This window comes from Candidatus Nitrospira bockiana, from assembly GCF_965152565.1.
Map to the genome: position 1 here is coordinate 4369761 of NZ_OZ224215.1, position 12355 is coordinate 4382115.

Annotated in this window: 10 protein-coding genes; 2 read left to right on the forward strand and 8 right to left on the reverse strand. The window is 65.9% G+C overall.

Annotated features, from left to right (window positions below; all coding sequences use genetic code 11):
• Window positions 1-79 precede the first annotated feature (79 nt).
• Window positions 80-2311 carry a response regulator gene (locus ACWHYV_RS21415; RefSeq protein WP_447978523.1) on the reverse strand — a complete coding sequence of 744 codons (2232 nt, stop codon included), beginning with the start codon at window positions 2309-2311 and terminating at the stop codon, window positions 80-82.
• A 382-nt stretch (window positions 2312-2693) separates the two neighbouring features.
• Here ACWHYV_RS21415 and ACWHYV_RS21420 point away from each other — a divergent pair, with 382 nt between their 5' ends.
• Complete coding sequence (locus ACWHYV_RS21420) at window positions 2694-3515, forward strand: hypothetical protein (RefSeq protein ID WP_447978524.1); 822 nt, start codon at window positions 2694-2696, stop codon at window positions 3513-3515.
• An 8-nt stretch (window positions 3516-3523) separates the two neighbouring features.
• On the opposite strand, the gene ACWHYV_RS21425 is transcribed toward ACWHYV_RS21420, so the two are convergent.
• The 4 genes from ACWHYV_RS21425 to der all read right to left on the reverse strand — a co-directional run bounded on the left by ACWHYV_RS21425 (window position 3524) and on the right by der (window position 8680).
• Window positions 3524-4561, reverse strand: coding sequence for a DUF1207 domain-containing protein (locus tag ACWHYV_RS21425; protein ID WP_447978525.1), 1038 nt, complete (start codon window positions 4559-4561; stop codon window positions 3524-3526).
• Window positions 4561-5997, reverse strand: coding sequence for a cytochrome B6 (locus ACWHYV_RS21430; protein ID WP_447978526.1), 1437 nt, complete (start codon window positions 5995-5997; stop codon window positions 4561-4563). The genes ACWHYV_RS21425 and ACWHYV_RS21430 overlap by 1 nt, the downstream gene beginning before the upstream one ends.
• A 173-nt stretch (window positions 5998-6170) precedes the next feature.
• Window positions 6171-7244: a cytochrome-c peroxidase gene (locus ACWHYV_RS21435; RefSeq protein WP_447978527.1), complete on the reverse strand. Its 1074-nt coding sequence runs from the start codon at window positions 7242-7244 to the stop codon at window positions 6171-6173.
• 95 nt (window positions 7245-7339) lie between these two features.
• Complete coding sequence (gene der, locus ACWHYV_RS21440) at window positions 7340-8680, reverse strand: ribosome biogenesis GTPase Der (protein ID WP_447978528.1); 1341 nt, start codon at window positions 8678-8680, stop codon at window positions 7340-7342.
• A 143-nt stretch (window positions 8681-8823) separates the two neighbouring features.
• On the opposite strand from der, the gene ACWHYV_RS21445 reads away from it, so the two are divergent.
• The gene (locus tag ACWHYV_RS21445; protein WP_447978529.1) at window positions 8824-9501 is read left to right on the forward strand and encodes an HAD-IA family hydrolase; all 678 of its coding nucleotides are present in this window, start codon (window positions 8824-8826) and stop codon (window positions 9499-9501) included.
• A gap of 40 nt (window positions 9502-9541) precedes the next feature.
• On the opposite strand, the gene ACWHYV_RS21450 is transcribed toward ACWHYV_RS21445, so the two are convergent.
• From ACWHYV_RS21450 to ACWHYV_RS21460, 3 genes are all read right to left on the reverse strand, one after another.
• Entirely contained in the window at window positions 9542-10564 is a 1023-nt protein-coding gene (locus ACWHYV_RS21450; protein WP_447978530.1) for a D-alanine--D-alanine ligase family protein, read from the reverse strand.
• A complete protein-coding gene (locus tag ACWHYV_RS21455) occupies window positions 10561-11622 on the reverse strand; it encodes a putative zinc-binding metallopeptidase (RefSeq protein ID WP_447978531.1) in 1062 nt (353 codons plus the stop codon). Before ACWHYV_RS21455 ends, ACWHYV_RS21450 begins: the two co-directional genes overlap by 4 nt.
• A gap of 95 nt (window positions 11623-11717) precedes the next feature.
• Window positions 11718-12335: a class I SAM-dependent methyltransferase gene (locus tag ACWHYV_RS21460; RefSeq protein ID WP_447978532.1), complete on the reverse strand. Its 618-nt coding sequence runs from the start codon at window positions 12333-12335 to the stop codon at window positions 11718-11720.
• Between the last annotated feature and the right edge of the window lie 20 nt (window positions 12336-12355).

A 12355-nucleotide genomic window follows, 5' to 3' on the forward strand; every position in this document is an offset into this window, starting at 1 on the left:
CCTTTACGTTCTCACTCGGTCATGTCGTCCCGTCAATGGTCCGGCCCCGCGTGGCGTCGGCGGCACCGGTCCGGCCCTCTCATCCCTTCTTCTGCCAGGCAAAGCTGGCGACGACCGTCGCCAACTCAATGGGCTCGACCGGTTTCGCCACGTGCATCTGGAACCCGGCCGAAAGGGCCCGCACCCGGTCCTCGGCCCTGGCGTACGCGGTCAGCGCGACCGCCGGGATCCGCCCGCCCTGCTCGGGCGCCATGGCCCGTACCCGTCGAATCAGCTCATAGCCGTCCTCTCCCGGCATCCCGATGTCCGAGATCAGGACATCCGCCGGCCACTGCCGGAGGACACCGAGCGCTTCCTGCGCGGAGCCGCAGCCGCGGACCGTGGCGCCGCACTTCGACAAGACCTCGAGGAGCAGGTCGCGGGTCTCCAGCTCATCATCCACGACAAGGACGTGAAGCCCGGTCAACTCCGGGATCTCACACCCTCGCCCTCCGTCCGAGGCCGACCCGCCGAGCACCGCCTCCCGGCCGTCCGGCTGGTTCACCCGCACCCCGACGATGGGGAAGATCACCGTGAACGTCGCGCCGTGGCCTTCCCCTTCGCTGTCCGCCTGGACGCTCCCGCCGTGCATCTCGACCAAGTGACGCACGATCGCAAGGCCCAGGCCGAGCCCGCCGTGGCTCCTCGTAATCGAGCTGTCCGCCTGGCGGAAGAGCTCGAACGTGTACGGCAGAAATTCGGGGCTGATTCCCTGGCCGGTATCGCGGACGATGAGATGAACCTGGGAGTCGTGGCGCTCGAGCGCGACCCACACGCGTCCTTCCCTCGGGGTGAATTTGATCGCGTTCGAGAGAAGGTTCCAAGCGACCTGCTGCAGGCGATCCGGGTCCCCGGAGACCAAGCCCGCCTTCCAGTCCAGCGCCTTCTCCAGCCTGATGTTCTTGGCATCCGCGGCCGGGCGGACGGCGTCGAGCGCCGCTTCGATGATCGGCGCCAATTCGACGGGGCGGACGTCGAGACGCAGCTTCCCGGTGCTGATGCGGGAGATATCGAGGAGGTCCTCGATCAGGTGCGCTTGGAACTTGGCATTCCGTTCGATGCTGGCGAGCGCCCGCTGGGCGGTCGACGGGTCGAGCGTGCCGGCCTGCAGCATCTGCGCCCAGCCGAGAATCGCCGTGAGCGGGGTGCGCAGCTCGTGCGACACCGTCGCCAAGAACTCATCCTTCAATCGGTTGGCTTCTTGCGCGTCGCTGTACAGCCGGGCATTGTCCATGGCGAGCGCGGCGCGGCGGGCGAGCTCCTCGGCCAACTCCCGGTCGTCGCGGCCGTACGGCTCCCGGTCCCCGTTCCGCCCCAGGGTCATCGCGCCCAGGCTCCGTCCATGGGCCACCAGCGGGACGATCATGACCGAATGGCCGCCCAACGCCTGGTGTGCCTCGAAAAACGCCCGGTCGGCCGGGTCCACCGAAGGGTCACGCGACCGCACGGTAAAGACCGAGGTCTCGGCCGACCGGTGAACGCGCCGGATCGGATGGGACAAGGGCATTTTGTCAGGCGCGATCTTCTCGGCGACGTGCTGGAGCAATCCGCTTCGCTCCGGATCGGCATGGGTCAGCGCGACCCGCCGGAACCCGCCGCCCTTCACCGTCGCGCTCACGACGCAGTAATCGGCCAGCGTGGGGACCATGAGGCGCGCCACCCGACCCAACGTCTCGTCGTAGTCGAGCGTGGCCACGAGGATCCGGGTGGCATCCGCGAGGAAGGCCAGGCGCTGCTGCGCCCCGCGGGCTTCCGCCAGCGCGCGATCGCGGGCCTTGAGGAACTCATCCTTCGCCTGATTGGCTTCGGTCAGCTCACGGGTCCGCTCTTGGACGATGCGTTCGAGCTCGGACGCGTGCTTGGCCAGGGCCAGGCTCTGCTCCTCGACCCGCCGCTTCAGGTGACGAGCCTGGACCGCGCGGCTGAGCGAGGCCATGAAGTGGTCGCGATCGATCGGCTTCTCGATGTAATCGTAGGCGCCGCCGCGCAAGGCCCGAACGGCCAGATCCCGCTCGCCATGCCCGGTGATCAGCAGCACCGGCATATCGGGCCTGAGGTCCCGAACCTTCTCCAGCAGGCTCAGCCCGTCCAACTCGGGCATCTTGATGTCCGTCACCAGCGCGTCATAGTCGGTCCCGGCCACCAAGGCCAGGGCTTGCCGGCCCGAATCGCAGGCATCGACGACGATGCCGTCCATCCGGCTCGTAATCGTGTCGGGAAGGGCTTCGAGCAACGCGGGATCGTCGTCGACGATGAGGATCCGGGATGTCATGCGCGCACTACTCCACGAATGGGGCTTGGGACTCTTCGTCTTAGCAAGCTTCAGGCCTCCGCGCCTTTCCGTACGTCCGGCGACCGACATCGTCTGTCTTCAAGCTCCATGCTGCCTTGCGCTCGCCTGACCCAGTCACCCACGAACACAAGCGCGGATAGAGACGCCGAACACAGCCAGCCGTCCGTACACCTTGTCCAGCCCGGGAACAGTCCGTCCCCTGCCGTGGCCGCCCCGGTCGTCCCGGCCGGGTCGATCTTCATGGCGAAGGTTCGGCCCCACGGCCTGCCCGCTTACCGGTACGCTCCTTGCAGCCCTTCCCGGCGAGGAATGGCGCCAATTCACGGGCACGACAACCGACAACCATGAGACGGAGCGCATCATGACACCAACACGCGTCGCAGTGCTTGTAGGCATGCTCGTCGTCACGCCGTCGTTCACGGTCCAGGCGGCCTCGCAGTCGGAGGGAGCAGAGAGCCGCGGCATCCAAGGGCAGCATCAGGTCACGGGGACGATCGAGCGCATCGCGAGCGGACAGATCGAAGTCAACACCGGGGAGGTGCAGCCCCGGTACATTCCGTTGAATGAGGCGAAAGAAAAGGGACTTCCGGAGCTGAAGCCCGGCGATCGCTTGGACATCACGCTGAACGATCAGAACTTGATCGTGGACTACCACCTGGCGGACGCCTCCGGCCGGCCGGCGGCCGGTTCCGAGCATCGCATCGTGAAAGGACGGATCGCTCAGCCGCTCGTGATCGGCCATGACCAGGCTATCCTCCGGACCGAGGACGGCCGTGAAGAGGGCTTCGAGATCCGGTCGCAGGCACGGAGCAAGGTGGCCTCGATTCCGGTCGGCGTCGATGCGGTGTTCCTCCTCGACGAGACCAATAAAATCGTCGACGTCACGTTCGAGGATCGTGACGCGTTGAAGCGCGCCGAGGAGAGGCCGGACAAGAAGTCCCCGATCAAGGGAGCGCACCGCCGGGTCGTCGGCACGATCGTGGAGTCGCCGACCAAGGACCAGGTGACGATTCGCACGGCTGATGGGAAGGAGAGACCCTATGCGGTCCGCCCGCTCGTCGTGGACAAGCTGACGACGCTGTCCAAGGGCGAGCTGGTCGTTCTGCTCGTGGACGATGAAAACAAGGTCATGGACATCGCGATCCCCCCGGCCGAGGAATCAGGCAAGGGCCCGGCCCGCTAGCCGGGCCGTCAGAACTTGAAGTACAGCCCGATGCCGATCGTCTCGATCTCCTGGGTGAAAAACTGGCCGTACGGGTTGAACCCCCGGTAATAGTTCAGCAGCACGCGAACCCGGTGGGTGGCGCGAGGGCCGAACCACTCGAAGCCGCCCACCACCGTGGCGTTGACGTTCCAGCCGAGCTGCTCGAACTGTTTGAAGTCGGCCCCGGCGACCAGGATCGGGTTGCCGAAGATGAAGCGAACGCCCCGCTGCCCTCGCGCCTCCACCCCCCACTGGATCTTTGCCCGGTGGAGATCCGGCTCACGCTGGACCAGATAGCCGCCGCCCCCGTAGACCCGAAACCACCCCAGCTCCATCGAGACCAGGCCGTCGACCTCCTCGAAGCTGAAGTTGATCCGGCGAAACCCCGGATTGTTAAGGATGAACTCGTCGCCCACATGGCTGCTTTGATGGTAGAGCCGAAAGCGGGCCGAGAACGGTCCGTGGCGCCACGTCAACGGAAAGCCGACTTGATAGTCGGCGTTGATCAGATCCACCGAGGGCGCGTCGAGGTTGAATTGCGAGAAGACCGCGCCGAACACGCTCACCTGCCAGCCGTCGCAGCCTCGCTGTTGGCGCCGCCCCCACAGTCCGAAGCTCTCCCCGAAACCGACGAAGCCGGCGTTGATGCTCTCGCCCGGGGTGCGGAAGCGCACGCGTTGATAGCTCGCCTGGAAGCGCGGCTGCTTCGGGTCGGCCAGGAGCGGGCGGAACACGTCGTCCTGGGGTAGACGCCGGTCCTGGAGCGGTTCGACGGTTCGAGCCGACGAGGGATGCTCGGTGGTGGCATAGCGGCAATCGAGCGGCGGAGCGGCGGCCGGCTCGGCGGGTGCCGGCTGCTCCTCCGCGCCCGCGACGGCTCCGGTAACCCCGACGGCGAGCAGGGCCAGGAGGACGATCAGGGCGGAGCGGGCGCGAAGCTCGATTCGGGTCCCCCTGTCGAGCCGCGCAGCGGCGCCCTTGCCGCCTCCGGCTCCCGTGGGCGCCGGGGAACGCCCCGCGGTCATTACAAGGTCCTGAGAAACGCGACGAGCGCCTGCTTCTCCTCCTGCGTCAGCTTCAGCTCCAGCACGACGTTGAAGAACTCGACCGTATCTTCGAGGGTCGGCAGCCGGCCGTCGTGCAGGTAGGGCGGAGAATCTTTGATGCCGCGCAAGACAAAGGTCTTGATCGGCCCATCCGCCTCGGCCCCGAACCGTTCCAGGTGCAGGTCGTGCATCTGATGGTCGGTATAGGCGGGCGGCTGATGGCAACCCGCGCACTTGCCCTTCCCCCAAAAAATCTCCTCGCCCTTCAACTCCTGAGGCGTCGCGGCCTTCCGGTTCAACATCCCGATCGGGGTCAGCTTCGGCGCCGGCGGGAAATCGATCATGTTCTGCATCTGCGCCATGTGCGCGACCTGCAGCCGATCGATGATGTTCAGCCCCTTCTTCATCCCCCGGATCGGGTCGCCGTTGAAATAGGCCGTGCGCTGCTCGAACTCAGTGAAATCTTCCACGGACCGGAGGCTTCGCTTCGAGCCATGGACCTGCTGGTTGAACATGCCTCGCAGGCTCACCGTGTCGAGCCGCAGCCGGTCGCGTTGCGGTCGGGTGTCCGGATTCAGGTGAAACTGCCCGGTCGTATGGAAGTTCACGTGACAGTCCAGACACGTCACCCCGAGACTCGGTTTGACGGACTTGCGATCGTGGGTGAGATTGAACTCCTCTTGCGCGAACTGCGTGACCAGCAGTCGGAGCCCGTCGAACTGGGCCGGCGTGACCAGGCCCCGGAACAGACGATCGATGTTCTCCGCGCTCACGACTTCGCCTTGGGAGACGTCGCCCAGCTCCGGGTGCGTGGTGAGAAAGATGGGCGGCGGAAACTCCGGCAAGAAGCAGTCGGGCAGATCGAAGTCCACGTCGAACCGCTCGAGCCGCGGGAACGCCTTGATTTGCACCTGAGGAAAGACTTGTCCGCCGACGGCGGGTTTCACGTGCGGCAGCCGCCGGAACCCCGGCGGGAAGACGCCGCGGCCTTTGATGTCCTCGGCCTCCATCTGACCCAGCTTCTCCCAGGTCATGCCCTCCGGGAGCAGCACGGCGGGTCCGATCGGCTGCGGTTTTCCCTTCGTCATCGTCACGCCGTCCGTGGTGCGGCAGTCGAGGCGGTACCGCTCCCGCAGCAGCGTGCGCTGCCGCTCCATCACCTGCGGCTTTTCGGCTCGGTCCTTGGCCATGACCGATTCGAACGCCCGCTGCGGGTCCTGGCCGGGCGGCGCGCCAAAGACGTCGTAGTAGAAATCCACTCCCTCGAACCCCTTCTTCTTGGTCTCGTCGATCGCCGGCGACGACTTCCCCTCCCCCGACCGGTTCTCCGCCACGCTGTTGAGCGCGAGGGACAGGAGCACGGCGAGGGACAGCGCGATGCCCAGGCTGAATATCGAGCGCACTCGGTGCCGCATAGATCCTCCTCTTCGCAGACACCGATGACTGTAATCGCCGGAGCCGGGACGCGCCGTCGGCCCCGGACGCCTTTCGATGTGGCGATCGCACGCTCGGCGTGTAGGGCATCGTTGAAGAGGAGGGAACGGCCGTCGCAGGACGGCTGTCGACGCCGGCGTCGACAGCCGTGAGATCAGGGCAGCTTGGGCGGCAGCACCTTGATCGGCGCGCCCGTCAACGCCTTGAGGAAGGCGACGAGGTCGGCCTTTTCCTGCTCGCTCAAACCAAGGGGCTTCATCAACGGGCTGAGGTGCGGGTTGGGGCCGCCACCCTTGTCCTTGAAGGCGATCACTTCCTCGAGCGTCTTGAACACGCCGTCGTGCATGTACGGAGCCGTTTCCACGACGCTGCGCAACGTGGGGGTCTTGAACGCGCCCTTGTCCTTCTCACGCCGGGACACGTTGTAGCGGCCGAGGTCCTCCTTGAGCAATCCTGCTTGCGGGACGCCCAGGTTGTGGAACTGGTTATCGGTGAAATTCGGACCGTTGTGGCACAGGATGCACCGGGCTTTCCCTTTGAAGAGGCCCAGCCCGCGGACCGCCGCCTCGTCCATTGCGCCCTGGTCGCCCATGGCATACTTGTCGAACGCCGAATTGGCCGACACGATCGTCCGTTCGAACGCCGCGATCGCCTCGGCGATGCTCTGGAGACTCGCGTCCTTTCCGAACACGGCCCGGAACTGTTTTTGGTACCCCGGGATCTTCGCGATCTTGGGCACGACCGTTTCGTGCTTCTCCGCCATCTCGACGGGATTGTGGATCGGCCCGATCGCCTGCTCCTCGAGCGACCCCGCGCGCCCGTCCCAGAACTGGAGCGGAATGAAGGCGGTGTTGTAGACGGTGGGAGCCTGGCGTCCGCCCGCCGTGCCGAAGGCCCCGATCGAGAACTGCCGGGCATCGGCGAACCCCGTGCCGGGGTTATGGCAAAACGCACACGAAATGGAGTTGTTCTTCGACAGCCGGGTGTCGAAGTACAGTTGCTTGCCCAACTCCACTTTCTGGACGTAGGTCAGGTTCGTCGGCGGGGTCGGGACGTAGGCGGGCAAGGGCCCGATATCGGGGACCGTGAGGCCGTCTATGGTCACCGTGTCCGTCTCCGATGGGCCCCCCGTCCCCTGATCCTGCGCGCCCAGTCGCTCCCCGCTCACCATCCAGGCGACCACCGGGACGATGAGGAGGGCCATCACCAGCTTCGTTCGCTCATGCATAGCCACCTCCCGTGAAGACAATGATGAACGATGAGTGCTGAGCGATGAGCGGGAAGTGTGGGGCACCCAGCACCCTTCGTTCAGCGCCCCCCTAATTATTTCTGCCTGACCAAGATCCTGATCGGCGTGCCGGCAAAGCCGTATTCTTCGCGAATGCGCTTTTCGAGGTACCGGAGATACGTCTTGCCGACGTCCTGCGGCCGCCCGACGAAGAAAGCGAACGTCGGCGGCTTTGCGGCGACCTGCGTCAGGAAGACCGCTTTGACGGTCTTGGTCGGCCGCCCCTTGCGGATCGGGAGCGGGTGCTCATCGATGACCTGTTGCACGAACTTGTTCAGCGCCCCGGTCGTCACGCGCCGGGTGAACGCAGCCATGACCCGATCGATCTCCGGGAACAGTCGCCGGAGGACGTCGGGCTTCAAGGCCGACCCATAGAGCACGGGGGCCCACGTGAGGAACCGAAGGCGCCGGTGAAGCTCCCGCTCGTACGCCGTCTTCGCGTCCACGTCCCCGGCCCGCAGGTCCCACTTGTTCACGAATAGGACACAGCCGCGTCCTTGCTCGAGGATCAGCCCGGCGATCTTCGTGTCCTGTTCGGTGATCCCCTCCACCCCATCCAAGACCAGCACGGCGACGTCCGAGCGACCCATGGCCGTGACGGCACGGGAGACGCTGTAATGCTCCACGCCGTGCTCGATCCGGCCGCGCCGCCGGATTCCGGCGGTGTCGGTGAAGACGTACCGGCGCCCCTCGTGCTCGACCTCGGTATCGATCGGATCCCGCGTGGTGCCCGGCACGTCGGAGACGACGACCCGCTCCTCACCGAGGATCCGATTGATCAAGGTGGACTTGCCGACGTTCGGACGGCCGACGACGGAGACCCGGACCGGCGGCGGTCCGCCCTCCTCGGCCTCCGAGGCGGGCAGGAGCGGATAGATCGCCTCGAGGAGGTCGTCGACGCCGAGACCGTGCTCCGCTGAGATCGAGAAGAGGTGCTCCGCTCCCAGACGGTAGAAATCGGCCGTGAGCGGCTCGGCCTTCGGCGTATCGATCTTGTTGACCGCATAGAAGACGGGCTTGGTGATCGGCCGAAGGAGCTCGACGATCTCGTGATCGGCGGGCGTGAGCCCCGCCCGGCCGTCCATCACGCAGATGACGAGGTCGGCCTCCGCGATCGCGATCTTCGACTGCTGCCGGATCAGCGCGAGCATCCCGTCGGTGGACGTGGGATCCAGCCCGCCCGTGTCGACGAGCCGAAACGGCCGGCCGCGATAGCTGCCGTCCGCATAGTTTCGGTCCCGTGTCACCCCCGGCACGTCGTCCACGATGGCGTTGCGCTTGCCCAGGATGCGGTTGAACAGGGTGGATTTTCCGACGTTCGGGCGTCCGACGATCGCGATCAGCGGTGGGGTGGGAGTAAACAGATCCGGCGCCATAGCCTGCCGGACCCTATCATAGGGCTTTTGCCGAACACAAGAAACGCTGGGCGAGATGAAGACTGGGCAGGACCGCCGCCGATCGCCGGCCGGTCTCGGACAGCCGGCATGGTTTCGTTATAATGCCACCTCGGAGTCGCCTCATGCCGCACCCTACCCCCATCAATGGGTTCGACTGGAACGCCGTCGATTCCGTCCTGCTCGACATGGACGGGACACTGCTGGACCGCCATTTCGACAATTTCTTTTTCGAAGAGGAATTGCCCCGGCGCTATGCGCTCGAGCGCCGGCTTCCGCTGGACGCAGCCCGCGAATACCTGTTCGCGCTCTACCGGTCGGTCGAGCGGGAGCTCGACTGGACGGATCTGCACTATTGGACGCGGCGGCTGGGTCTCGACCTCGTCGCGATGACGAAAGAGCTCGAGCATATGATCGGGTTTCTGCCGGGCGCGGAGGCGTTTCTCCGGGGAGTGCGGGCCCGCGGAAAGCGCATCGCCCTCGTGACGAATGCCCACCCGGCCGGGGTCGAGATCAAGGTGGCGCGGACCAGTCTCCATCGCTACGTGGATCGGATCGTCGACGCCTTTGAGGTCGGCTACCTCAAGATGCGCCCGGAGTACTGGCCCGCGTGCCAACGCCTCCTCGGCTTCGACCCGGCGCGCAGCCTCTATATCGACGACGACGAATCCTGCCTCGACAGCGCCCGCGCGTACGGCATCGGCCACATCTATCACAGCGCCAAATCCAGCACGCAGCGTCCGCCTCATCCCTCCACACGCTTCCGGTCGGTTGAGAATCTTGCCGCCTTGCTCCCCGATTGACTTGTCGGTGCGCGACGCATCCTGGCGCGGCAGATGTGCCTCATCCCACTCGTTCGGGCTTCCACTCCAGCCCCAACGTCAGGATCCGCTGGAGCAGGGCTGGGTAGGACACGCCGGCGGCTTTGGCCGATTCGGCGAAGTCCTCGCCTTTCGCGATCTGCGGGTTGGGGTTCGCTTCAAGGACGTACACACGGCCCTGTGCATCCATCCGCAAGTCGATGCGCGCGTACCCGCTCAGATCCAGCGCGCGATAGACCCGCCGGCAGAGCCGCTGAATCTGCTGCGTCGTCTCGTCGGGCAGATCTTTGAGCTCGGCCGTCTTGATCCCGTACTTCTGCTGGTACTTGACGCTCCATTTGACCCGTTCGGTCGCGATGTGGTGCACCCCGTTGGGCATTTTCGTGAACTGCATCTCCCAGACCGGAAAGACGCGGAGCCGTTGGTTCCCGATGACGCCCACGTACAGCTCGCGGCCGGCGATGTACTGCTCGACCAAGGCGTCGGTCCCGACGCTCTCGTGAATGAACGCCACGCGTTCCTTGAGCTTCTCCTCGGTGTCGACGACGGAGGCTTGGCTGATCCCCAGCGACGCCTCTTCGGTCAGCGACTTGACGATCACCGGATACGGCATGCGGGCGGGCAGCCGGGCCTTGCGCCCCCGGCGGATCACGGTGAACTCCGGGACCGGAATCCGGTGGTAGGCGAGCAATTTTTTCGACAGCGCCTTGTCCCGCGCCAGCATGAGCCCGCGGGAGTTGCTCCCCGTATAGGGCATGCGCAGCATCTCGAGGAAGCTCACGATGTTGTAGTCGAACATCACGACGTTGTCGAAGGCTTCGAGCAGGTTGAAGACGATGTCGGGCTCCCAGTCCTGGATCGTGCGGCGGGCGACCGACAGATCGTCGTGCAGCCCCAGGGCCTGGACCTCGTGCCCCAGCTTGCGCAGCGTCGTGACCACGTCGTATTCGGTCTTCCAGTCGGCGGTTTCCGCGTCCGCGGCGGACGCATCGTCGGGAGGGACGAGATGGGTGTGCACCAGGACAAGGACGCGCCGGACCTTCATAGGGCGAGCTTGTGTCCTCCGGTGAACAGATGCTGCATGGCCTGGACGGTGAGCAGCACGGTGAATTCCAGGCGCGCCTGGTCTTCAGGGACGGCCAACCGCAGGTTGAGCTGCTGGCAGCGGGCGATCATCGCCTCGAACACCTGATCGATCGTGTATTGGTAGATCCCGGTCCAGCCGGCGACCAGGCGCCGGACCGGCTTGCGGATGCGCGTGAGGAAGCGGACGGCGGTTTGATTGCCGGCGTGCTCCGGCGCATCCGAGAACAGCCGGCGTAGGTCGCGGTCGTATACCGCGGCACGGTCGACCCCGTAGTGCCGCCGCTTCCGCTTGTAGTGGTGCCGCAGCGTCTTCCGCAGCCGGCGCAGCGGGTCCACTTCCTCGCGCGACGTGTTGGCCGGCTCCCGTCCGCCGAGCGACCGCATCAATTGGTCCACGTACCCGAGCTTCTTGAGAACCGGCCACCCCGCGTACCGCTCGTGCCACCGCGACCCGGGCGTCAGCCACACGGCGAACGTCTCGGCAAAATCCTCATCGGGATGGCTCTGCGCGTACCACGCGCCCAGATGCACGACGTAGCTCTTGCTGTAGGGCTTGAACGCGTAGTGATCGGGGTACGGTTCGGAGGAGCGACCGAAGAGTTGCTGGCGGCGACGGCGGCGGCGGAGACCGAACGCGTTCTCGATGGCGTGCCCGGTCTCATGGCGCAGGATCCGCATGCACCAGTCGGCATCCCCGCCCTCGACCTCGAGCATCTGGTTGAGCTCGAGCTTCGCCAGCCGAGGATGCGCGAGATAGAAGGGAATGGCGATCCCCGGAACGCCATCCGGACAAAACCATTCATCCGACAACCAGAAATGAGGGCGGAACTTCAGACCGTGCTCGTCGAGCTCCCGATAGAGCTGGGTGATCCGGTCCTCGAGCGGGCTCCCGGCGATCGTGACGTGCAGATCGCACAAGCGGAGATCGAGCAAGCGCTCATCCGGCCAGTCGGCCCACTCGGGCGATTGGACCGTTCCTGCTTCGTCGCTCGCGTGCACGCCCGTCTCGGATGTCACGACGGCTGGCCCCCGGCTCCATCAGGAAGTATAGCAGCAGGCGTTTCTACGTACATCCAGAGGCGCGGCATGGGACGAGGACGGCGCAGGTCCGGTCAGACGGGCACCGCGGCGCCCCTGAACATCTCCCCGCCGATCCGCGGCACGCCGTCCATCACGAAGCGGTCGAGATGCGTGAGCGTGAAGCCGCTGTCACGGATCAACCGGTCGATCGGGCGGTTCAGGTTGCAGCCGCAGGCCAGGACGCGCTGGACGGGATTCAACACGTTCTGCCATCTGGCGGTCTTCGGGTCTTCGCTCCGCCCGTGCTCGAGGAAGACGAACCGGCCGCCGGGCTTGAGCACGCGCCGGACTTCTCTCAGCGCGGCCGCGACGTCGGGAATCGTGCACAACGTCCAGGTGCTCACGACCGCGTCGAAGGTGGAGGCCTCCCACGGCAAGCGCTCCGCGCTCAACCGGAAGACCTCGACGGGCATCTTGGCGTGCGCCGTGCGGGCCGCGACACGATCGGGTAGGCAGTTGCCCGGCTCGACGCCGGTGAGCCAGGTGACGGTCGGAGGGTAATGCGGAAGATTCAAGCCGGTGCCGAACCCGATTTCCAGGACCCGGCCGCCCACGTCCTTGAGCGCGTCGGCGCGGAGCGCTTGGAAGCGCGGCCCCCGCATGACCCAGTCCATCAGGCGGGGGAATATGAGATCGGCGTAGACGCCCATGCGGGTGACGGCAGGGGGAG